Source organism: Mycobacterium mantenii (assembly GCF_010731775.1).
Taxonomy (GTDB): Bacteria; Actinomycetota; Actinomycetes; order Mycobacteriales; family Mycobacteriaceae; genus Mycobacterium; species Mycobacterium mantenii.
This window is the reverse complement of the sequence record NZ_AP022590.1, coordinates 4,709,051-4,730,643: the sequence shown is the minus strand read 5'-3', so window position 1 is coordinate 4,730,643 and position 21,593 is coordinate 4,709,051. Positions and strand designations below refer to the sequence as shown.

At 65.2% G+C, this 21,593-nt stretch carries 25 protein-coding genes and 1 pseudogene; 8 read left to right on the top strand and 18 right to left on the bottom strand.

Annotated elements, in window-relative coordinates; all coding sequences use genetic code 11:
• The first annotated feature begins 34 nt into the window (after positions 1–34).
• The 3 genes from G6N50_RS21510 (at position 35) to G6N50_RS28900 (ending at position 1,527) form a co-directional block, all read left to right on the top strand.
• The gene (locus G6N50_RS21510) at positions 35–460 is read left to right on the top strand and encodes a hypothetical protein (protein ID WP_083094392.1); all 426 of its coding nucleotides are present in this window, start codon (positions 35–37) and stop codon (positions 458–460) included.
• A complete protein-coding gene (locus tag G6N50_RS21505; protein WP_083094393.1) occupies positions 457–1,245 on the top strand; it encodes a hypothetical protein in 789 nt (262 codons plus the stop codon). Before G6N50_RS21510 ends, G6N50_RS21505 begins: the two co-directional genes overlap by 4 nt.
• A 114-nt stretch (positions 1,246–1,359) precedes the next feature.
• Positions 1,360–1,527, top strand: a complete 168-nt coding sequence (locus G6N50_RS28900) for a hypothetical protein (protein ID WP_169926947.1) — start codon at positions 1,360–1,362, stop codon at positions 1,525–1,527.
• A 34-nt stretch (positions 1,528–1,561) separates the two neighbouring features.
• On the opposite strand, the gene G6N50_RS21500 is transcribed toward G6N50_RS28900, so the two are convergent.
• The 13 genes from G6N50_RS21500 to G6N50_RS21440 form a co-directional block, all read right to left on the bottom strand.
• Complete coding sequence (locus G6N50_RS21500) at positions 1,562–1,948, bottom strand: hypothetical protein (RefSeq protein WP_372509888.1); 387 nt, start codon at positions 1,946–1,948, stop codon at positions 1,562–1,564.
• 12 nt (positions 1,949–1,960) lie between these two features.
• Positions 1,961–2,185: a hypothetical protein gene (locus tag G6N50_RS21495; RefSeq protein WP_066995650.1), complete on the bottom strand. Its 225-nt coding sequence runs from the start codon at positions 2,183–2,185 to the stop codon at positions 1,961–1,963.
• Positions 2,186–2,435: 250 nt separating this feature from the next.
• The gene (locus G6N50_RS21490; RefSeq protein WP_179970174.1) at positions 2,436–3,665 is read right to left on the bottom strand and encodes a TetR/AcrR family transcriptional regulator; all 1,230 of its coding nucleotides are present in this window, start codon (positions 3,663–3,665) and stop codon (positions 2,436–2,438) included.
• A gap of 162 nt (positions 3,666–3,827) precedes the next feature.
• A complete protein-coding gene (locus G6N50_RS21485) occupies positions 3,828–4,613 on the bottom strand; it encodes a mannan-binding family protein (RefSeq protein ID WP_083094396.1) in 786 nt (261 codons plus the stop codon).
• Positions 4,614–4,625: 12 nt separating this feature from the next.
• Positions 4,626–5,225, bottom strand: coding sequence for an Mce protein (locus G6N50_RS21480; RefSeq protein ID WP_083094397.1), 600 nt, complete (start codon positions 5,223–5,225; stop codon positions 4,626–4,628).
• Positions 5,226–5,262: 37 nt separating this feature from the next.
• On the bottom strand, positions 5,263–6,513 hold the full coding sequence (locus tag G6N50_RS21475) for an MlaD family protein (RefSeq protein ID WP_083094562.1): 1,251 nt from the start codon (positions 6,511–6,513) through the stop codon (positions 5,263–5,265).
• Entirely contained in the window at positions 6,510–7,742 is a 1,233-nt protein-coding gene (locus G6N50_RS21470; RefSeq protein ID WP_083094398.1) for an MlaD family protein, read from the bottom strand. Before G6N50_RS21470 ends, G6N50_RS21475 begins: the two co-directional genes overlap by 4 nt.
• 2 nt (positions 7,743–7,744) lie before the next feature.
• Positions 7,745–8,860, bottom strand: a complete 1,116-nt coding sequence (locus G6N50_RS21465; RefSeq protein ID WP_083094399.1) for an MCE family protein — start codon at positions 8,858–8,860, stop codon at positions 7,745–7,747.
• On the bottom strand, positions 8,857–9,903 hold the full coding sequence (locus G6N50_RS21460) for an MCE family protein (RefSeq protein ID WP_083094400.1): 1,047 nt from the start codon (positions 9,901–9,903) through the stop codon (positions 8,857–8,859). Before G6N50_RS21460 ends, G6N50_RS21465 begins: the two co-directional genes overlap by 4 nt.
• Complete coding sequence (locus tag G6N50_RS21455; RefSeq protein WP_083094401.1) at positions 9,896–10,975, bottom strand: MlaD family protein; 1,080 nt, start codon at positions 10,973–10,975, stop codon at positions 9,896–9,898. The genes G6N50_RS21460 and G6N50_RS21455 overlap by 8 nt, the downstream gene beginning before the upstream one ends.
• Positions 10,972–12,537 (bottom strand): MlaD family protein, encoded by a 1,566-nt coding sequence (locus G6N50_RS21450; protein WP_083094402.1) that lies wholly within the window; start codon positions 12,535–12,537, stop codon positions 10,972–10,974. The genes G6N50_RS21455 and G6N50_RS21450 overlap by 4 nt, the downstream gene beginning before the upstream one ends.
• Positions 12,538–13,395 carry an MlaE family ABC transporter permease gene (locus G6N50_RS21445; RefSeq protein ID WP_083094403.1) on the bottom strand — a complete coding sequence of 286 codons (858 nt, stop codon included), beginning with the start codon at positions 13,393–13,395 and terminating at the stop codon, positions 12,538–12,540.
• A gap of 1 nt (position 13,396) precedes the next feature.
• Positions 13,397–14,266: an MlaE family ABC transporter permease gene (locus G6N50_RS21440; protein WP_083094404.1), complete on the bottom strand. Its 870-nt coding sequence runs from the start codon at positions 14,264–14,266 to the stop codon at positions 13,397–13,399.
• Positions 14,267–14,555: 289 nt separating this feature from the next.
• On the opposite strand from G6N50_RS21440, the gene G6N50_RS21435 reads away from it, so the two are divergent.
• Both G6N50_RS21435 and G6N50_RS21430 read left to right on the top strand, forming a co-directional pair.
• Positions 14,556–15,164 carry a hypothetical protein gene (locus tag G6N50_RS21435; RefSeq protein ID WP_083094405.1) on the top strand — a complete coding sequence of 203 codons (609 nt, stop codon included), beginning with the start codon at positions 14,556–14,558 and terminating at the stop codon, positions 15,162–15,164.
• On the top strand, positions 15,155–15,907 hold the full coding sequence (locus G6N50_RS21430; protein ID WP_142275492.1) for an Mce protein: 753 nt from the start codon (positions 15,155–15,157) through the stop codon (positions 15,905–15,907). The genes G6N50_RS21435 and G6N50_RS21430 overlap by 10 nt, the downstream gene beginning before the upstream one ends.
• A 55-nt stretch (positions 15,908–15,962) precedes the next feature.
• On the opposite strand, the gene G6N50_RS21425 is transcribed toward G6N50_RS21430, so the two are convergent.
• Positions 15,963–16,688: an esterase gene (locus tag G6N50_RS21425; RefSeq protein ID WP_083094407.1), complete on the bottom strand. Its 726-nt coding sequence runs from the start codon at positions 16,686–16,688 to the stop codon at positions 15,963–15,965.
• A 172-nt stretch (positions 16,689–16,860) separates the two neighbouring features.
• Between G6N50_RS21425 and G6N50_RS29925 the strand changes: the two are divergent.
• Positions 16,861–17,126, top strand: a pseudogene (locus tag G6N50_RS29925) (LysR family transcriptional regulator); the annotation flags it as partial.
• Positions 17,127–17,143: 17 nt separating this feature from the next.
• On the opposite strand, the gene G6N50_RS21415 reads toward G6N50_RS29925, so the two are convergent.
• Positions 17,144–17,497, bottom strand: coding sequence for a UBP-type zinc finger domain-containing protein (locus tag G6N50_RS21415; RefSeq protein WP_083094408.1), 354 nt, complete (start codon positions 17,495–17,497; stop codon positions 17,144–17,146).
• A 164-nt stretch (positions 17,498–17,661) separates the two neighbouring features.
• Here G6N50_RS21415 and G6N50_RS21410 point away from each other — a divergent pair, with 164 nt between their 5' ends.
• Both G6N50_RS21410 and G6N50_RS21405 read left to right on the top strand, forming a co-directional pair.
• Entirely contained in the window at positions 17,662–18,000 is a 339-nt protein-coding gene (locus tag G6N50_RS21410; protein ID WP_083094563.1) for a nitroreductase/quinone reductase family protein, read from the top strand.
• Positions 18,001–18,089: 89 nt separating this feature from the next.
• The gene (locus G6N50_RS21405) at positions 18,090–18,986 is read left to right on the top strand and encodes an alpha/beta fold hydrolase (RefSeq protein WP_083094409.1); all 897 of its coding nucleotides are present in this window, start codon (positions 18,090–18,092) and stop codon (positions 18,984–18,986) included.
• A gap of 25 nt (positions 18,987–19,011) precedes the next feature.
• On the opposite strand, the gene G6N50_RS21400 is transcribed toward G6N50_RS21405, so the two are convergent.
• The 3 genes from G6N50_RS21400 to G6N50_RS21390 all read right to left on the bottom strand — a co-directional run bounded on the left by G6N50_RS21400 (position 19,012) and on the right by G6N50_RS21390 (position 21,568).
• Positions 19,012–19,689: a Crp/Fnr family transcriptional regulator gene (locus G6N50_RS21400; protein WP_083094410.1), complete on the bottom strand. Its 678-nt coding sequence runs from the start codon at positions 19,687–19,689 to the stop codon at positions 19,012–19,014.
• A 163-nt stretch (positions 19,690–19,852) separates the two neighbouring features.
• On the bottom strand, positions 19,853–20,023 hold the full coding sequence (locus G6N50_RS21395; RefSeq protein WP_158086051.1) for a hypothetical protein: 171 nt from the start codon (positions 20,021–20,023) through the stop codon (positions 19,853–19,855).
• A gap of 111 nt (positions 20,024–20,134) precedes the next feature.
• Entirely contained in the window at positions 20,135–21,568 is a 1,434-nt protein-coding gene (locus G6N50_RS21390; RefSeq protein WP_083094411.1) for an FAD-binding oxidoreductase, read from the bottom strand.
• Positions 21,569–21,593 lie beyond the last annotated feature (25 nt).

Sequence of the window (21,593 nt, the reverse complement as noted above, 5' to 3'; positions counted from 1 at the left end):
TACTTACGGATTATTCACAGGATTGGGCCCGTGAATGCGCGGAAATACTGGCGTTGTTAGGAAATTTGCGGTTTTCGCCGTGAGCGCTGTGCTCGTCGGGTGCGGCGCATCCGAGGTCGAGGTTCAGCTTGTCGTGGAGGAGAACCACCGGGTGCTCGATCGATTCACCTTCCCGCAGCTCCAGCAGCTCCCTCAGCTGGAGGTCGCGACGCCGCAATCGCACGGCGCGCAGGTCCAGACGGGACCCAGCGTGCGGTCGATCCTCGACGCCGCGGGCGCGACCGACGCCATCAGGGTCCGAGTGCAAGGGCGCGACCCAGCCCAGACCCTGGCCGTCGCTGGGCTGGACGATCAGACCATTCTCGCGTTCACCAAACGCCAGACACTCAAGCTCACTGGCGCAAAACTCGGCCGTGATCAGTGGGTTCGCGACGTCACCGACCTCGTGGTCAATCCATGACCGGCCGCACCGCGCTGGCCGGTGTGGACCTGCTCATCGGGATCGACGACACCGACAACCCCCACACGCCCGGCACCGGGCGGCGGGCCCGCGCCCTGCTACACGAGCTGCACGCGGCGGGCCTCGGCTCCCCCGCGGGCGCAACCCGGCACCAGCTGCTCGTCGACGATCGGATCCCGTATACGTCCCATAATTCGAGCGCATGCCTGGCCTGGCGGAGCCCCGACGGCGATCCGCACGCGGTGCGAACCCGAATCACCGAACTCGCCGGGCAATTCCTGGAACGGGTATGCCCACCCGACGCCGACCCTGGGCTTGCCGTCGCCGTTCCCGGCGAACTCGCCGCCGCCACGGCACAGCTAATCGAGTTCGGTCGCCGCGCCAAGCGAGAAGTACTGCACGCCAACGAGGCTCGTGAGCTCGCTCCGGCGCTAGGCGTACACCTATCCGGGCATGGCGGCACCCGGGAGGGTATGACCGGCGCACTCGCGGCAATTGGTCTGCACCTGTCCGGCAACGACGGACTGTTCATCACTTTGCCCGGAATCCGCAAGTTGCCCGACCAGGCCACCATCGAGACCGTTTTCGCGCTGGCACCCATCGACGTCGCTCGCGACGACATGCACCGCCGGCCCCGATCCGGCGAGATGATCGAATTGGGCGACTGGGTGCGTCCGGTGCTGCTCGACGGGCTGGCCGTCTTGCTTCTCGAACCGCCCCGCCAGCTGGACGACGACAACAGAATGTGGCGGACGGCACCGCGCGCAGTGGTCAAGCAATATTGATTCTCACGATGCCGTGAGCAGCGCGATCGGCATTGAGGGATTCGGCCGGGTTTCGGCGCCGGTCATTCGGGAGATCCTGCCTGAAGGCATTGCAGACCTTCAAAGGAGATCTCGGTGGATCAGCAAGTTAACTTCGACCCGCCCGCGGCGCCCGAGGACGCGCGCAAGGCGACCGAGGAACAGCGCAAGCTACAGGAACAACTCGAGCACCAGAACGAGGACCCCGACGGTCCGGGATTGCACCAGTCTCGGCACGACCTGCCCGACGAGAGCACGCGGTAGCCCGCACGAACGTCTCCTGGCGTGTGAAAGTCAGTTATTGACAGGGCATTTCGCCCCGCCGGGAAGTTGTCCCGCTCCACCGCGGTGATTGCGCCTCGTCCCGTGGCGGTGTCGGCCGGCGACGGTCGTGGGCGAGCGCGACCCCTGCCTCCCAGGTCAGCGCCATCCCGCCGAGGACCGCGGCGGGGATGGCCCACAACCGGCGAACCATCAGCGCGTCGTTACATTGGGCGACATCGTTGTTGCTCGTCGTGCCGACCGCATTCGATGCCTGGGTCAAGTCGGTCGTAAAACCGTTGCCGCACTTCACTTGCCAGCCGTACTGATCGTAAGCGTCGATGAAGACGGGAAGGTACAGGGCGAACAGCCCCCCGACCAGGAACACCACGGCAGCGAAGACGACCAACGGCCCGCGGTTGATCATGGGCGTCCCCTAGGTCATGCAAACGTTGGCGAACAGCAGCACGGGCCAGGACACGATCGAGCCGAGAAACGACACCACCAAATCGACGCCGTGCATGTCGTGCAGATGTTGGGTGTGGGTGCTCGACCAGATGACGCCAACGATCAGGTAGGGCGTACCGAGCAGTATCGCCAGGCCCAGCAGTTCGGCGATGGTCAATTGATACTCCAGGAGTGTGCGGATCCTGCTGAGCATGGGCATGCCTTTCGCGCGGGCGCTGCCGGGTGCGAGGTCGGCCCGGCGTCCGGACGCATCTATGTTAATGTCCATTCGGGCGGATCGGTAGTCCGACGGCCCGATCAGCAGCACTCAGGCACGGCCCCCGAACGCCGGAGATTTACTGCCGGAAAAAGACGTTCGGCTCACCCGGGTATATCCGCGAGCCCGATGTCGAATCCGCAAGTGGAGATTAATTCTTCGTTAGGGTCCATGCCGCGAAGCCCGGTCAGTGGCGCTGCCGGCCGCCGCGAGGCGCATTGCGGGAGGCTTCGGCCGGTCGTCCCAGCACCGTGACCTCCATCAGGCGGCGCACGGTGAGGCCGGCGGCCGCGTTGGTGTTGGGGTAGACCAGGCGCCCGATGTCCACCGCAAGCGCGAACGCGGCGTGGACTGCGTATCGGGCCCGGCCGAGGGTGAGTTCCGGGTTGGCCGCGACGGCGAGGGTGGCCCAGGATTCGACGGTGGAGCGCTGAATGTTGTACAGCAGCACGGCGTCTGTGTCCGGCAGGTTGTGCCGCTCGGTGTAGTACACGCAGGCCAGTTCGGGGTTGACGAAGGACCGGGTGACGTAGGCCTCGATGAGTTGCGCGAGCGCCTGTTCCGGGTCGGCGTTGGTGGCCAGGATGCTGGAGAGGTCACCGGAGAGTTGGTCGGCCGCGCGTCGGTAGTACACCGCCAAAATGGCGGCCTTCCCCGGAAAGTACTGATAGATGCTGGCCACCGGTATGCCCACCGCCGCGGCGATGTCTTCCATTCCGGTTTCGCGATAGCCGCGCTCGTTGAACAGGCGCATCGATTCGTGCAGGAGAAGCTCATAACTTCCGGCGGCGCTGGTCAGCGTCGCTGCCTGCAACCGGTCGGATCCGCGACCGCGCTGCGTCGGCAACTCGGCCCGTAACACCGCGTTCGCGATCTCGCTCAGCGCCGCACGGATTTCGGCGTTGTTCAGGCGGGACCGATGGTCGGTGATGCTGCCGATGACGCTCAGCGTGGCCGCCGACAGGATCCAGCGTTGCCGCGACGTCAATTTCGGCCGAAGCCTCGTGAGCGGACGCTGCAGGCGCCGGTTGGTCAATTTGATCTGTTCGGCCAGGGCGTGCTGATCGTCGCCGCGTAGGTAGCGGCCCTCCCACCGATACAGCCCGCCGGCGGTGCGGTTGACGATCGTGGTGTCGATCAGCGCATCGGTCAGCGCGCTGAGTTGCTCCTCGGGATCGCCGTCGGCGGGCAGGGCATCGGCGAACGCCGTGGCGTCGACCAGTTGCTGACCCAGCGCCAAGAAGACGTCGCGAAACAGGTCGTATTTGCCCTGCGAGTGGCGATACAACGCGGCAGCGGAGATTCCGACCCGCGCCGCGATGTTTTCCATGCTGACCGCGTGATAACCCAGCTCGCTGAATGCATCGGTGGCCGCGCGGGCGATCTGGATCTTGCGGTCCTTCGGGCGCCGCTTCACTTCATCTGCGGACGAGCGGCCAGCCGACGGCATACAGATCACCGTAGCCGCAGCGGCGGCGGTGCGGGCGATCGGTCGACGTCCGGATTTGCGGAGCCCGCATGCTGGCCGCGCACGGCTGGGCGCGGCGTCGTACCCGAGGTCATCAGACGGCTAACCCCGTTACGCTCCGCCGAATTCCGGACGCAGGACCGGGCCGAGCGCGTTGAGTGGAATGTGAGGCTCGACGGCGCCCCCGTCCATCGACCACTGCTCGGATTGCCCGTACTGGATCGGGGAGTCGTGTCCGACCGGATAGTCCGGCATGTACAGGATCAGCTCATCGGGGGTCAGCGCCCACGCCTTGTAGCCGCCCGAGAAAACCTTGTCCGGCGTCCACCGGTCCACGGTGAACGGATACGTCGCCGGGTTGTGCTGCCATGCAGCGCGGTCGAGTGCCTCCTGAATGAACGGCTCGGCTAGCGGCGGGATGGCGGTCAGCGGATCGATCCCCGGTTTGGTGATGTCGGCCAGTTGTAGCCGCTTTCCGCCCGCCATGTCGAAGGTGAACGTGCGATAAGCGTTGTTGAACGCCGGGCCGTCGGCGTGGTAGTCCTCGTGGAAGACCACACTGAGGGCGTGCCCATGCGAGAACACCTGGTAGTTCTCCTCGCCCCAACTGTCCTGGACCATCGAGGTGCCCTTGGTGCGCCAGTTGTTCATCAGGTTGCGCAGGTATTCGCGGATGGGCGGCCCGCTGGTGGGGTTCTCGACCAGGTCACCGGGGAGCCCTATCTTGATGTCACGGACGGCCTTTCGTTCGGACTGCACCGAGGTGTGGCAGTACTGCCCGTCCCAGTCGCCGCCGAGATCGCCGCAGAACGACTGTGCCGAGGCCGATGCCGCCGGTGCGCTGAGCACCGCGGCCGCCACCGTCGCCACACTGGCCGAGAGCCGAATCACCCGCATGATCGAAACGTCCTAAGGTAGTTCCACTTTGCTGGCGAGCCAACGGCCGCCGGCATTTTCCATCGTGATCCTCATCCGGCTCCGGTCGACCCGGCCGTCGGGACGCACCGCGTTGCTGACGGTTTGGTCGACCATCAACAACACCACCACCTTGTTTTTCGTCTGCGATTGGATCGCGGCGTCCACCACGGTGCCGTGCGCGGCAGCCTTGTTGTCGATGAGCAACTGCCGAAGCTGCACGCTTGCTTTGGTGTACGTGTCCTTGAATTCGCCTGTGGCGCCGTCAAGTACAGCGGAGAAGTTCTGATCGACCTGGTTGGAGTCGATGCTCGTCAGTACCTGGGCATAGTTGATCGCGGTCCGCTGTGCTGCCTGTCCGGCCTGGCTCACCGCATGCTCATCCCACAGCTTCCAGCCCAGCCCGCCCGCCAGGCCGAAAGCTCCCGCGTAGACGGCAGCGACGAGGACATAGCGGGCGTAGCGTTTCCACGGCCGGGTTCGGCCGTTCACCTTTTGCTCCCCGTCGGCGTCCACCGCCGCTTCCCGCTCGTCGCCAGGCGGATTTTCGGTGTCTTCGCTCGTGCCGCATTCCTGGTCGTCGGTAATCGTCACGGTGGTTCCTCCTTGCGGTCTTGAATGCTCGTGGGGCTTAGTGGGGCGGCTCTATCGGCAGCGCGGGCCCCCCGTACGGCGTCGGAATGGTGAAGCGCCCCTTGGGTGTTGGGTCAGCGGTTTGCCCGAGGTCGGCCCCGGGAGGTGGGCCCGCCGTGTCGTCGCCACCCGGTCGGGGCGCATTTTTGGCGCCCCGGATCAGTACCTGTGGGTCGTCGTCTCCGCAGTAGGTGTGCAGGAAGGGCTCGGGGTAGTCCGCCGATGACGACGGCCGGCGCGGGGTGCCGTAGTCGCACGTGTAGCGCGGGTAGATATCGGCGGTCGCCCACAGGCCATGCTCGTGCATGGTCGTCATCAGGGCCTCGAGCGTGGAGCCCCGATAGTCGGGAAAGACCGCATTCAACGCCGGAACACGGACATAGATGATCCGCGCGGTGGTCACCAGATTGGCCAGCAGCCCGACCATGGTGTCGGAGTTGTCGTCGAACAGGTTGTCTACCGAGGACAGGGCGTGGGGGGTCTGATCGACGAATTTGCGGTAGCCGCGGTCCATTTTGTTCACGCCGGTCATCAGGTCGCCGACATTGCGAGACGTCGCACCGAGTCCGGCGTTTTTGTCGGCGAGCGTGGTCAGGACCACCCGGCTGGTCTTGAGCATGCTGACGGTCTGCGGCAACACCGGATCCATTGTCGACAACAGGAACGTGGCACCGTCAATGATGTCGGTGAGCTTCTGCGGGCCCTCTTTGCTCAAACTCAGTTCCCGCTTGACGATTTCGAGCTTCTTCGGATCGGTTTGGGCCAGCAGTCCGTCGGCGTCGGCGAGCACTTGCGACAGCGGGATGGGCGTGGTGGTGTGCTGTGGGCCGATCACGCTCCCGTTCGACAGGAACGGGCCGGTGTCGGATGCGGGTTCGAAATCGATGTACTGCTCGCCCGCGGGCGATAGCCCGGACACCCGCACCGGGCTCGCGAGGGGGATCTTGGTGTTCTCATTGATGTTGGCGATCACCTCGACGCCGGTGGGTGTGGGCCGCAGCGATTGAATCCGCCCGACCCGGATGCCGCGGACGGACACGTCTTGATTAGCCAGCAGCCCACCGGATTCGGGCAGCCGGATCGTAATCCGGTAGGTCGAGTTGAGCGGGTTGATGCGCAGCGCTCCGACCGCCAGGTAGGTCACGCCCACCACGAGGGTGAATACCAGCGCGATGCCGGAGAGCCAGGCGCGCCGGCGGTGGCCCGCTCTGACCACCCCGACGATGAACCGGCCGATACTGTCGATCACCGCGGTGGCTCCGGGATCATGGGATCCGGTGGTGCCTCCCCGGCGGGCGCCGGCGGAAGCGGCGGACCGACCGGCTTCCAAGGACTTTGCCCCATCGGCGTTTGCGGGCCCCGGCCCACGACCCGTTCTTGCAGGCGCCACAGGACGTATTTGATGGAACCGATCATGTAGTTCCAGTCGCGGCGCATGGGGCCATGAAATGCGGGATCGCCCTTGAAGCCCCCCGTCTCCGCTCCGGTGCCCGGCCGCGATCCCATGACCAGCCGATCGAAGCTGCCGCGCACCGAGATCGCCTGGCTAGGGGTAGATTTCACGAACGGCGGGATCAGCCGGTTGAGGCCGGCGAGGCTGGTGTCGGGGCTCAACACGACATCGTTCCACGCGGCGGCGATGGTGTTGGCGTCCTTGATGACGCTGCGGCCGGTCTTGTCGGTGCCGGCGATCGACGGGAACTTGGATAGCTGATGCGTCGTCGCGCCGAGCTCGTCGACCACGTCGGCGATCTCGTCGGCGTTGCTGGACAACACATTCGTCGCCGGCCCGATGGCCTGCAGCACGTCGGTGAGTGCTTGGTCCTTCTGGTCCAGCCGGTCGGCGAGGGCCGCCGTCTCGGTCACCGCGGCGTCGATCTGCTCCGAGCGTGAATTGAGCTTGCCCAGCAGTAAGTTGGTTCGATTGATCAGGTCGCCGAATGCGCGTCCTTGGTCGCCCGTCGCCTTGCCGGCGCCGTTGACGATATTGGTGAAGTTGCGGACCGAGCCACCGTTGACGAGCAGCGCGGCCGAGCTCAGCACGCTCTCCACGGTGGCGGCGGCGCGGGTGGCTTGCAGGCCGATGGTGTCCCCGCTCTTCAGTAGCGGCGCGCTGGGGTCCATCGGCGTGGGCGGCTTGATCGCGACGAACACGTCGCCAAGCGGGGTCGCCGACCGCAGCTCGGCGGTGCTGCCGACCGGTACGCGGACGCCGTCCATGATTCGCAGGGTGGTGACCGCGGTGTAGTTGCGCGCGACCATCGATTCGAGCTGCCCGATGTCGGCGCCCGCGAGTTTGACCTTCGCGTGGGCCGGCAGGTTCAGTGCGTTGGAGAAGACGGCGTTGAGCAGGTATCCCCCATCGCCGATTCCCGGGGCCGGCAGCGGCAGGCTGGACAGCCCGTTGGTGGCGCAACCGGAGCTGACCATGACCGCACTGAGCGCCACCGCCAGTGCTTTGCGTTTAGCCGCATTCATCGCTATTGCCCCATCGCCGAGAGACCGTCGAGGATGTAGGTCAAGCCGAAGTCGGGTCCATAGTCTTGCAATGTGCCGGTGCTGCAGCCGAGTTGGCGCAGGTGCATGAGATTGCAGAGTTCCTTGGCGGACTGGCTGTCGGTCAGGGCCTTGTCGAGCAGCCCGTGCACGCGTATCGCGCCGTTGTTCTGATCGACGGTGTTGTAGAGGTTTTCCAGCGTCATGGGGAGGACATCGAGCATTTCGGACACTCCGCGCTGATCCTCGACGATCGTCTTGGCGACGGTGTCGCCGTTGTGCACCGCCTGCTTGAGGTCCTCCCGGTTCTGCTCGAGCAGCGTGGTGACTTCTTCGAGGATCCTGTTGATGGTGTGTCCGGTGGTTCCGGTGCCGAATTTTTCGTCGGCGAGTATCTGGCTGAGCTGGCGTGTTGTGGAACCGAATTGGCGCACTTTGGCGTCGTTGCGTGCGGCGGCCTCCGTGATCGAGCTGAGGTCGGTGATGATCGTGGTCAACTGCTCGCGGGTGGTTCCGCCCCGCTCGGAGCTGAGCCGCAGCGCGTTGGAAAGCTCGTCCAGGGCCGACAGGATCTTCTTCCCGTTGCCGTCGGTGATGGCGACCGCGGAGTCAGTCAGGTCGGCAATGGGTCCGCCGCCCTTGCCGTCGCCCTTCAGCGATTTGGACACCTTGTCGAGCATGTCGAGTACGCGATCGAAAGCCACCGGTGTTTTGGTTCGGGTGAGCCCGATCGTGTCGTGGTTCTTCAGCACCGGACCGCTCCGGTAGGGCGGGGTGAGTTCAACCTGTCGGTCGGTGAGGATCGAGGTGGTGATGGTGACCGCGCGGGCGCCCGCAGGGATTTTGACCTTCTTGTCCACCGTCAACTCGGCCTCGACGTAACTGCCTTTGGACGTGACCTTGCTGACCTTGCCCACCGGCATACCGAGAACTGCAACGACATTTCCTTCGTAAAGGCCCGCGGCGCTGTCGAATTGCGCGGTCACGGTCATGGTGTCCAGGCGGGACTTGACGTAGTGGCCGATTGCCCCGATAGCGACGGCGGCCACCGCCGCTATCGCGGCGCCCACGGCGATGAGTTTGTGCCTACCGGAGGTCATTTGCAGTCCTTGAAGTACTGGATCATCTTGAATTCTTTGGCGCGACCACTGATGGCACACATCCAGGAATCGATCGCGAGGCCGTTGGGCAGGTTGAACTCCACCACCGGCCCGTAGCCGGTGGCGTTGGTCAGGCCCCGCAGCGCCACCGGCGCAACCTGCAGCAGATTGCGCAACAGATCGTCGTGCTGGCCGACCATATTCGTCAGCTGGTGCAGGTTGGCGAACAGCTCGTCGAGCATCGGCCGGTTGTTGACGACGATCTTGTCGAGCTGGTCGACAAGGTCGGTCAGCCCTGCGAACATGGCGTGAAAGGTGGCCTCGCGCGCCACCAGGTGACCGAGCAGATCCTGCCCCTGATCCATCAGATGTCCGATGTTGGTCTGCTGACGCCGCAGGGTATTAACCACTCGCTCAGTGCTTTTCAGCAGCGTACCGAGTTGGCCTCGTCGGTCGGCGGTGATCGTGGACAACGTCTGCAGATTCGCGACGGCCTGCGGCACCAGCGGCGGCACTCCGCCGAGTTGCTTGCCCAGCACCCCAAGTGACTGCGCGAACTGGTCGGAATCGACCTGCTCGAAGGTGGTGGTGGCGTCCTCGAGTAGCGACTGCAGGTCGTACGGCACCTCGGTGTGAGCCAGGTTGATCGTCTTGCCCGGCAGGGAGCCCGGGCCGTCGGGCTCCAGCTCGAGATAGCGCGAACCGAGGATGGTCATCACCTTGATCACCGCCCGGGTGTCCCTGCCCAGCGAGACGTTGTCGCGCACGCTCAGACCGGCCTCGACGTGGTCGCCATCGAGCCTCATGCTGGTGACGTGTCCGACTTCGATGCCGGCGACGGTGATCGGGTTTCCGGGTCGCAGCGTTGCGGCCTGCAGGAATTCGGCCGTGTAGTGGGTGTAGCCGATACCGAGCAGCTTGATCCCCAACGACACCGCGACGAGAGCGGCGACCACCGCCAGTCCCGCCAGCCCGAGCCAGGTCCGGTTGTACGACTCGAGCGGTCGGCGTCGCAACCACCGAGCCTTGAGCGAGTCACCCATTAGCCATGTTCCTGCATCGCGGGGTGTGCCACCCCATGTTCTTGGTGGTGATCGGATGGGCGTTGCCCGGTGTGGCCGCGTTGACGATGAAGGTGGTGATGTCGTTGAGTCCCGGGAAGAAACCCGTGGCGTTCAGATCGCACGCATAGGCATTGCCGTAGGTTCCCTCGCCGGTGGCGCGGGCAAAGCCCTTCAGCAGCAACGGCAGGTTGTCGCCGGTGAACGCCAGCTGCGGTTCGATGCCGACCATGTGCTTGCTGAACCCCGGCTCTCGGGTGATGAGTTCGTTCAGCGCCGGATCCACATCGTCAGCGATCGCCGAGAGCCGGCGGGTCACCCGGGCGATCGACCCCACCGAGTCCTGCAACGACGCGCGGCGATTATCGAAATTGGTTACCGCATCGCGCGTTTGGTCGAGCGCGTGGTCGAGGTCGTCGTTTTGGCGGGCGACGGTGTCGGTGACCCTCGTGAGACTGCTGATCAGATCGCCCAGGGATTGATCGCGTGCGGACAGCGTCCGGGTGATCGTCGATGTCTGCTGCACCAGCAGCGGGATGGACGCCTGATCGCCTTGCAGCGACTGCAATACGCCCCTGGTCAGGTCGTCGGCATCCTTGGCATTGAGCAAGGTGAACAGCGGCTCGAAACCGTTGAGCAACTTTCCCACATCGAAGGAGGGGTCCGTCTGTTGCACCGGTATCACGCCGCCGGCGGGCAGCGGGCCCCTGTTGCCGATTTCGCCCAGCGACAGGCCCAGATACCGCTGTCCGATGATGTTCTGATAGGTCACCGATGCGACGGTGTTTCCATACAGGTGCTGATCGTTCTCGACGATGAACGAGACTTTCGCCAATTTGCCGGTGAGTTCGACGTTTTCGACGCGGCCGACCCGCACACCGGCCATCCGGACGTCGTCGCCGATCCGCAACCCGTAAACGTCGGTGAACACCGCCGCGTACGGCGTGGTCGGCCCCGCCACGTCTCGCCGCAGGGTGGCGTACACCATCCACGTCACGGCGATGGCGATCGCCATGAAGACGGACAGGCCGATCAGGGGACCCCGCACTTTCATTTCGGGCCGCCCGCCGGCTGCTGTTCCCGGGGTTGCAGCGATACCGCTGTACCGCGAGCCACCGGACCGAGCAGCAGTTGGGTCGCCACCGACGCGGACCGGCCCTGGCCGGTGATCATGCCCAGCTGGTCGCGCTCGTGTTGGCTGCCAACGGGTCCGACGTTGCCGCCGTAGCCCGATGGTGCGACCGCATTGATCGGGCCCGGGGGCGGGGTCGGTGGCGCGCCGGGTGGCGGTGGCGGTGCGTCATCGGGATCGGCGGTTCCCGGGACTCGCGGAGCCGGGCCGATCGGCCACGGCCACCACGGCAGCGGCGGGTTGGGGTCTTGCAGGCTCGGGTTGGGGTTGTACAGCGGCGGGCCGACCGCAACGAGATTGCCGTCGGGTCCGACCTGGGTGCCCGGGGGCGGCGCCAGATCCGCGGGCGGGTGGTAGTTCTGCGGCAACAGAACCTCGGGCAGATCGGGCCGGACCGCGATCGTCGGTGCGGTGTAGCAGCTCGGCCCCAACAACTGCCCGTAGCGCGGGCAGTCGGCGCGGGTGTAGGTGTAGGTCGGCGTCAGCGCCAGATTCACCCGCATGTTTCCCGTGTCGAGCTCGGGATCCCACACCTCTTTAAAGAACTTGTCGGACAACCGGTTCAGCCTGGTGAAGATGGGCACGAACTTGTCGCTGTGCAGGGCGAACACGCCCAGGGCGGGTGTGAGGTTTTGCGTCATCTCGATCAGCTGATCGGTGTGGTTATCGAACGCCTGCCGGCTGACGCCGAAGGTGTGGTGCGATCCGGTGACCAGCGACCGGAATTGTTCCCGCTTTTCGGCCAAGGTCTGCATCGGTCTGACCGCGTCGTGCAAGACGTCGACGAGGTCGGGAGCCGTGGACTGCAGGCCGCGAGTGGCATCCAGCAATGCGGACACCGTCGACGGTCCCGGATCGGTGGTGACGATGCCGTTGAGCTCATCGAGCACGCGGGTCATCTGCGCACCCGCGGTGAGCAGCGCACCGCGTCTGTTGTTGGTAGCGGCCGCGACGGCGGCCAGAATCCCCACGCTGTGGTCCTCGCGGCCCCGGCCGGTCGCGGCGAGGATGTCACGCAGCTTGCTGATCGTCGTCTGGAAGATCACCGTCGAAAGCTGTAGGTCTTCGGGGATGCGCGCCCCACTGCGGATGCTTGGGCTGGGGCCGCCGTCGACGAGTTGCACCGATGACACCGCGAACACATTGCTGGGCACCACGCGGGCGGTCACCGCGCCCGGAATGTCCCTGGCGTACTCGGGTTTGAGGTTGATGTGGACGTAGTTGGGTTTGCCGTACGCCGCCGGAACCACGTTGTCGACGGCGCCGACCAGCAGCCCGTGATACTTCACATCCGAGCGGGCCGGCAGCCCGTCACCCACGTTCGTCAGCTCGGCGACGACGCGGATGTAGTCGTTGAGCCGTCCGGTGGACTTCAGCAGGAGGCTGCCCGTGATCAGTCCCGCTATCAACAGCACCGCGCCGCCCATAGCCAGCAGCTGTTGGTCGGAGGGTCCGCGTCCGTCGAGATCTAGCGAATTCGGCATTCAGCCACCGAATCTCGCGCCGGCGTCGATGCTCCACAACGCCATCGTGAGCAGCATGTTGACCATGATCACGACGGTGATGCTGGCACGCATGGCATGTCCGGCGGCCACCCCCACGCCCTCCGGGCCGCCCGCGGCGTAAAACCCGTAGTAGCACTGTACGGTGGACGAAAGCCAGACGAAGACAACGCACTTGAGGACCGAATAGGCGATGTCCTTGGCGCTCAGCATCATGGTGAAGTAGTGCAGGTACGGGCCGATGGAGCCACCGCTGATCACACCGGCGACGACCTGGCATGTCAGATAGGTCACCGCCAAGCACGCGATGTAGAGCGGGATCACCGCGATGACGGAGGCCATGAGCCGCGTCGTTACCAGAAACGGGATAGGGCGGATGGCCAGCGATTCCAGCGCATCGATCTCTTCGGCGATGCGCATGGCGCCCAGCTGCGCGGTGAACCGGCAGCCGGCCTGCATCGCGAAGGCCAGCGACGCCATGATCGGTGCCAACTCGCGGGTGTTGACCAGCGACGAGATGATGCCGGTCGCGGGACCCAAGCCGAGCAGGTTGAGGAAGTTGTAACCCTCCACGGCCACCAGTGCGCCGGCGGTGAAGCCGAGTACCACCGCGACCCCGGCCGTACCGCCGCCGACGACGATCGACCCGTTGCCCCAGGCGATATTCGACAGCAAGCGTACGAATTCCGTGCGGTACTGCCGCAGCACGGAGGGCACGGCAAGCACGGCCCGCACGAAGAACACCAGCATGTGCCCCAACCGCATGATCGGGGCGGCCGTGGCCCGATAGGCACCGAGAATCGGCCGGGCCAGGGTGGGGACGTACGCAGAGGCCGTCATGTCACAGTCCCGTCCTGGGGAACAGCGCGTTGTACAGCTCGCTGATCCCGACATTGACGATCATCAGCACCAGAATCGACTCCACCACCGCGGCGTTGACCGAGTTCGCGACGCCCGCCGGGCCGCCTTTGGTGAAAAGTCCTTTCTGACAGGCGATCACCGCCACGATCGCCCCGTAGATGACGGCTTTGAGCAGCGCGACGATCATGTCCTCCGTGGTGGCGAACGACGAAAATGTCGCCACGAAGCTGCCCGGTGCGCCGCGCTGAAAGTAGACATTGAACAGGTAGCTAGCCAAAAACCCGACGAAGCAGGTGATTCCGGTGAGTGCGACACCGACCATGATGGCCGCGGCGAAACGGGGCACGACCAAGCGCCGGATCACCGAGACACCCATGACCTCCATCGCGTCGGTCTCCTCGCGCATGGTGCGGGAACCAAGGTCAGCGGTGATCGCCGAGCCGACGGCGGATGCCATGAGCACCGCGGCCACCAGCGAGGCGGCCTGACGGATCACCGCGAGTCCACTGGCCGCACCGGCCAGCGATGTCGCACCGACTTGGTTTGCCAGCAGCGCGAATTGGATGGAAAGGGTCACCCCGATCGGCAGCGCTACCAACACGGTCGGCAGGACCGCCGTGGCAGCCATGAAGGCGCCCTGGCGGATGAACTCGGCCCATTGGAAGCGCCCGGTGAACAGGTCGACCATGCAGTACTCGATCGTGCGTACAGCGAGGATGTACTGCTCACCGAGGGTGTTGAGCGAGGCCAGGGGGTGCCGTACGACATAGCCCGCGGACCACTCTTGGATGGTGGCCACGCCGTCGGGCGCTCGGCCGTCGTTGAGCGAGCGCTGGTCCTGGGTGGTCATCGCCGGATGTACCCAAAGGTCGGTTGTGCCCCCACGGGCGGCTATGTTAACGGCTACTCAGCCCTCTGGGGAAGGCCTGGCTATGCGGAACTGTGCCAATACCAAGGATCTTATGCCGTAATGACTGGTGGTCATTCGTCGTATTTGCCTGGTGGCGGACCCTTGACGCGCTGCTGACTTCGCGGGAAGATCCCTTGTCAGGACACTGATGTTAATAGAGATTTCGAGGAAAAGTTTGACGGTCCGGTATTTGGGGGCCCGGGGCTATCGTTTTTGTTGGGAAGAGCGGATGGATCTGACGAGGTTGCGACGGGCAGGTAGCGGCCTGGCGTGTGCCGGGCCGGCATTCGTCGCCGCCCTGGCGCTCGCCGGCCACGTCGCCGCTGATCCTGGCCAGCCTCCGCCGCCGTTGCCGGTGTTCACGCCGGTGCGCAGCGATTGGTCACCGAACTTCGACATCTGGCCATACAACACCTTCACGGCACGGGTGACGCCGGAAATGATCGGCGGAATGTCCGACTCCTGCCAATGGTTCAAGTCGCAGTTCGATCCTCTGATGGGTCAGATCAATGACTTGAACCGCTACCTCGGTGACCAGCATGACGATTACTCGGCCGGTGGTGTGCAGGGAAACGCCCACGCAGTGGTCGCCAACATCGACCAGTCGACGGCGTTTCTGGCACCACGAGTGAAGCCGCTGATCATCACCAACCAGCCCGACAATTTCGGGCCGTATTCGCCGGTATACGGTGGGGAATCGATGACCCACTTAGCATTCCAGCTGTCGCGGATCAGCGACAGCATCAAGAGAAAGGATCCGTCGGGGGTCACCCATGCGAACATCGTCGCCGCTACCGGCTGGGCGAACGCACTTCGTGACTCCGGCGCGTGCAACTGATGAATCGTCAATCGCTACGAACTGCCGGCAACCCGGGAACCTGGTTGGTAAGTCGCTTTCGCATCGCCGCGGAAGGGGCCGGAGAAGAGGTGAAGCAACCGCCAGCGATCGCGGTGGCCGAGGCCGATGAGGCCGGCTACGACGCGACACCGGCCGTTGCATCGCCCGCCGGGGACGGCGAGGCCGCGGACCCAGCCGAGCCCGAGGAGGCCTGCGACGGCGACCAGGACACGCCCGACGAACAGCACTGTCGTGGCCGAAATCTTAGGTGCAGAAACGCAGTTCGCGGGGTTGCTGCCGGAGTATTGGCGGTCGTGCTTGCGGGCGCGGGTTATGAGGGCTGGCTACTGTTTCAGCATCACCAGAAGCAGGTTGCCGCCGAGCAAGCACTCGATGCGGCGAAGAAATACATCCTCACGTTGACCAGCGTGGACAACAACGCGATCGATAAGAACTTCGCCGATGTACTCGACGGTTCAACCGGTGAATTCAAAGACATGTACACCAAATCCAGTGCGCAGCTGCGCCAGACGCTCATCGACAACAAGGCTGCGGCGCATGGGAACGTGATCGACGCCGCGGTCCAGTCCGCCAACCAAGACAAGGTGGACGTTGTGCTGTTCGTCGACCAGTCGGTCAGCAACGGCGCCGCGCCCACACCCCAGCTGGACCGGAGCCGAGTCAAGATGACCATGGAAAAGGTGGATGGTCGGTGGCTGGCCAGCAAGGTCGAGCTGCCCTAAGCCCGTTGCGCCACTAGCGATCTCCTCACGAGCGTCACGCCGCCGGTTCGGCCGGCTATGCGATGTCGGGGCTGATCATCGACGCGATCGCGCTGCGCGGCACCGATACTTGCGTGGCCTCCATCGCCGGCTGCAGCGCGTTCTGGTCGAAGAAGAAAACGATCGCATCATTGGTGATGGCGAAACTTTGGTAGTTCGCCGGCTGCAGACCGGTGGCCGGCGGAATCGACACGGCTGCCCGATACCGGTCGGCCAACGTCTTCTGCACGATCGGCAATATGACCTGCAGCGGTTCAGTTCCCGGCCGGAACAACGAATCGAGGGCGATCGACTGCTGATTGGCCAGGTTGTAGTTGAAAGACCTGTACCAGACCAGCGGGTGAGCGGCGCCGAGGTTCTGATACATCTCGGTGACCACCGATTGGGTACCCGTCGCCTGGGGCCCGGAGCTGTATCGGGTGCCGGTAATCTTCAGCGCGGTCGGCGATTTCAGCGTATTCAGCGGTCCGCGGGCGGTCTGGAAATCGTCGTCGACCTTGGACAAGTAGCCGATCATCGTTGGCTCATCGGGATAGTTGGCCGGAAACGCCATGCTGATGTCCGACAACGGGCCTGAGGCATCGAAGTGGCACATTTGATTCGCATCGACGCTCGCTGGATTGCACAATTGCGCGTCCGCGTTGGCCACCGGGGAGCGGGTGAATGCGGCCGCCGATGCGAGGACCGCTACCGCCGCCGCTACCCGCCGTGACCCGACGCGCCGCCCGCTACCAAAGTTCACTACGCCTCCGTTGAATGTTCCGCAGGGTGATTGTCACAGATCGGCTGCGCTGGATGAGCGGATGGTGGACAAGCCTATTGGTAATGCACCCCTGCAGGAGGCGTCCGGGATCTCAGCGCGGTGCGTCCTGCAGTTCGACCTGCGGCAGCGCCGCGGCGGGCGCGCTCTCCCCTTCGCAATCCTGGAAAACCACCGCATCGAGTATGAGATCGCCGCCGAGTCCAGCGATCTCTCCGGCCTGTACGCGGCGGTGCGGTCGGGGCTCGGAGTAGCCCTGCTGCCGATGATCGGTGAGTTCCCGATGGGCTCAGCCCGGCCGAGGGACGGCCGTCCGCCAACAGCGCCTCGATACTGGTGCGCGGTCGCGCCGGCATCGGCCCCGACCTGCTGGGCACAGTTGACCACGCGGTACGCGACTTGCTCGCCGCCGCAATGTAAACCGGCCGATCACATCGTCAGTCGTCGCGGTGGCGGAGCAGCGCGAACCAGTCATGTGGCACCCGCCCGCGCGGTCCGGGAACCGATTCGCCCTCCGGACGGCACTCGGGTGGCGCAAGCTCGGGGCCCTCGTAGTAGTCGTTGGTCTCGTAATTCCAGAACCAATCCTCGCCCGGCTCGAACGATCGCATTATCGGATGCCCGGTCTGCTGCCAGTGCTTGGCCGCATGACGAGAGAGCGAGTCGTCGCAACAACCGACGTGCCCGCAAGCGGCGCAGCGCCGCAAGTGCACCCACCAGCCACCGGCCTCGTCGCACTCGACGCAGCCCGTGCCGCTGGGCGGCACCGACGGGTCGACAGAAGCAGTCATCAGCGCCCTCTTCCTCGCCTATGGCGACCGCTGGAGCATCTGCGCGGGGATGCTACCTCCCTGTCCACCGAACCGGCACCACGTCGAACTCCCGCGGTCGACTATTCGTTGGAATTTGCTGCGATACTTTCCACGTGAGTCCCGACGATATCGGCCGTCTCGTGATGCGTGCCGCGCCCGTTTTCAATGCACCGGTAGCGGCGCTGGCCAACTCCCGTCGCTTTGGCCGACTGCTCAGCCGCAACATCACGATGCTGACTTACACGGGTCGACGCTCCGGACGCACATTCAGCATCCCGGTGGCCTACCGACGTTCCGGGGGCGACATCGTCATCAACGTCAACATGCCCGAGGCGAAGACGTGGTGGCGAAATTTCCTGAACACCGGCGGACCCCTGACGTTGCGACTCGACCAGACCGAACGCGCCGGACATGCCGTCGCCACGCAGGACGACAGGGGACGCGTTACCGTCACCGTGCGGCTCGCCGAGGCGAATTCTTGACTTCCACATTTCCGGCCCAGCCGAACCGCTATTGGCCGCATGGCAAAGCCGGATCACGACAAAGCGTTTGAATCCTCGGAGGTTGAAAACTGTTTTCCCGTTCGCCCCAGACGCCGATCACACCATCCTGGTTCACCGCGGCAATCGACCAAAAGCCAGAGCACAGCGACGTCGACGTCGACGGGTGCCGCATTCACCTGCGCGTCTGGGGTGACGCCGACCAACCCCCGGTGGTGCTCGTCCACGGCGGCGGGGCGCACTCCGGTTGGTGGGATCACGTCGCACCGTTCTTTTCCCGCACCCATCGGGTGATCGCGCCGGATCTGTCCGGGCACGGCGACAGCGAGGCGCGGGGCAGTTACGACCTGCGGATCTGGGCAGGCGAAGTGATGGCGGCCGCTGCGGCCGCCGGGCCCGCGGGACGACCGACCATCGTGGGCCACAGCATGGGCGGTTGGGTGGTATCCACGGCGGCGATGCACTACAGCCGCCAGATCAACAGCATGCTGGTGATCGACTCGCCGCTGTGGGACCGTGCGCCGGAGGAAGGGCGGTTACGCAGGCGCAAGCACACCCACTACCGAACGAAAGATGAGATCCTGGCCCGCTTTACGGCCGTGCCTTCGCAGGAGTTGATCCTGCCCTATGTCCGACAGCACATCGCGGCCGAGTCGGTGCGCAAAACCGACGACGGCTGGAAATGGAAATTCGACCCGGCGGTTTTCGGCGGTGGGTTTCTCGAGGCGCCGCCCGCCGATGAGGAATCATTGGAGTCCATGATGGCCGCAATGCGTTGCCGCATGGGATATTTGCGCTGCGAAGCCGGACTGGTGCCGCCCGCGATGGCCGAACGGATCCGTTCCCTGCTTCAGCTGCGTGGCCCATTCGTGGAGTTGGCCCTGGCCGGCCACCATCCCATGCTGGATCAACCGCTGTCGCTGGTCGCGACGTTGCGGACGCTCCTGGAATTTTGGTCGATCACCTAGGGCGTGACGGGCTTTACCCGGGGCGTCAAGCCCTTGCCCGGCGGGCTAGTTTCGCCGGCTGGTCGATGATGAGGGTCTTGCCCTGCTGCCGGATCCATCCGCGTTGGGTGAAGTCGGACAGCGCCTTGTTCACCGTTTCACGCGAGGATCCCACGAGTTGCGCGAGTTCCTTCTGAGTGAGGTGGTGCTCGACCAGCACCGAGCCTCCGTTGCTGCTGCCGAATCGCATTGCCAGGTCGAGGATTTGCTTGGCCACCCGGGCGGGGACATCGGTGAAGATCAGGTCGCACAGGGTGTTGTTGGTATTCCGGAGCCGGCGGGCCAGCACCCGCAGCAGCTGCTCGGCTATTTCGGGACGTTCGACGATCCAGGTTCGTAGCGCTTGACGGTCCATCCGGACGGCTTCCACCTCGGTCAGGGTGATCACCGTCGAAGTCCGCGGACCCGGATCGAACAGCGCGAGCTCCCCGAACACGTCGCCGGGACCCAGCACCGCGAAGACGGTTTCGCGACCGTCCGGTGTCTGATGACGGATCTTTACCGCGCCCGACAGGATGACGTAGAGGTCGTCACCCTCCTCGCCTTCGACAAAGACGGTGCGCCGACGCGGGAACGATATGTGCTGCAGGTGGCGAGCCAACGCCTCGACCGCATCCGGGGCGATCCCCTGGAAGATGCCGGCCCGCGCCAATACTTCGTTCACGCCGCCCCTTTCAGCGAGTTGCGCACTGCGTCTGCACGCACCAGGCGCTGCTCCAGTGTGGGGGCGTCTTTACTCGCGGTCCGGACTTTACACCAGCAACGAGATCCGTAATTTAGCAGGTCACGCGCGCAAAGGCAGGCGTGACGACCGCCGAGGTTGCCGCCTACGCGGCCGGCGTGGTGGCGGTCGAGGCGATGGTGACCTCGGAGTACAGGTTGCCGCACGCATCGCAGTGAACCTGATACTCGAGCTTGTCGTCATCCCGCTCAAGAAACCGGTACTGCGCCCACGCCATGCAGCGCGGGCACCGTGCACGACCGTGCTCGATTGCCATTCGCCAACCCCTCTAACTCGCCACAGACATACAGGAAATACCCAGTGCCAAGCCCGGCTAACCATCGACTGTCAGCGGCCCGCGGATCCCGCACGGCGGGGCGTTCGCCGGCTAGTAATTCAGCCCAGAGAACATGACCCGGCCGGGATCGTATTTCTGCCGCACGGCGCTCAGCCGGGATAGGTTGGGGCCGAAATAGCGCGACGGCGACTGGTTGGCCTCGATATAGTTCACGTAGCCGCCGACCGAATATTGTTGCACCGCTTGATGTGCCGAGTTGAGCCAGTTCGTCGCGGCCGCGGGATCGCCGGTCTCTACGTACCACTGCACCAGCGCCCCTTGCCGGCGCCACGGAAAGGCCGTGGCACTCGGCGCCACCGTGGCAAGCGCGCCGTCCAGGGCGTGCATGATGGCCAGCATGCGGCCGGCCCCGCGGGGAAAGGCGTTGACCGCCGAGGCGATCCCCTGTGCCACGCCGGCGTTGACGGTGGTGAAGACATCGGATCCGCCGACATACCCGAGCGGCGACGGGTTGAGGTTACCGACAGCCAGGTAATTGACCAGGTCCATGTAGTTGAACGTGTGGTTCTCGGTGCCCGACGGTTGCAGTCCCACCGCTTGGGTGATGGCGGCCGCGGCGCTGCTACCCGACCCGGCCGGGCAGGTCGCCAGGATCCGGCAATGCATGCCCATCGGGTCGACGGTGGCGTCCGCCAGCGCCCAACTGTTGCGGTCGGCGGTGCGCAGCCAGTTCTGCCAACCGACGAGGACCTGCGCGAACGACTGCGGCGGAAAGTTCAGGTTGACGACGTCGACGTCCTTGGTGGGAAACGTGGCGAAGGTCAGCGAGGTCGTAACACCGAAGTTGCCGCCACCGCCGCCGCGCAGCGCCCAGAACAGGTCGGGGTTGCTGGCGGCCGACGCGGTGACCGCCTGGCCGCTGGGCAGCACCACCGACGCCGACGTCAATTGGTCACAGAGGAGCCCGGCGTGCCGTGATTGGGCGCCCATGCCGCCGCCCAGCGCGTGCCCCGCCGCACCGACCGACGGGCAGGTACCGGTCGGGACGCCCCGGCCGGCCGCGGCCAGTGTCCGGTGCATCGTGTACAGGCTCGTGGCCGGAGCCACCGTGACCTGACCGGTGGCGGCGTCGTAGTTCGCATCCCCGGGCAACTGGCGCAGGTCGAGCACCATGGTGCCGTTCGCGGTCGATGCTCCGATGTAGGAGTGGCCGCCGCTGCGCGGGGCAACCTTGAGGTTGTGGGCGGCGGCGAAGGCCATCGCCTTCTGCACATCGGCGGCCGACGTCGGGGTCACGACCGCCGCCGGCGTGAACCCGTTGTAGTTGGTGTTGAAAACCTGTTTGGCTCCGGCGAATTGGGGGCTGTCCGGCAGCACCACCTTGCCGCCGAGGGCGGTGGATAGGCCCTCCCAGCCGGTAGGTCTCGGGTCTGCCGCCACCCGGGGTGCGCCGAGGACCGCGCTGGCGGCTAACGCACCGACCGCGCCCCGCAGAAACGTCTGCCGCGAGATTTCACGCGCCATCGTCGGGCTCCCGCGATTGCGTCAT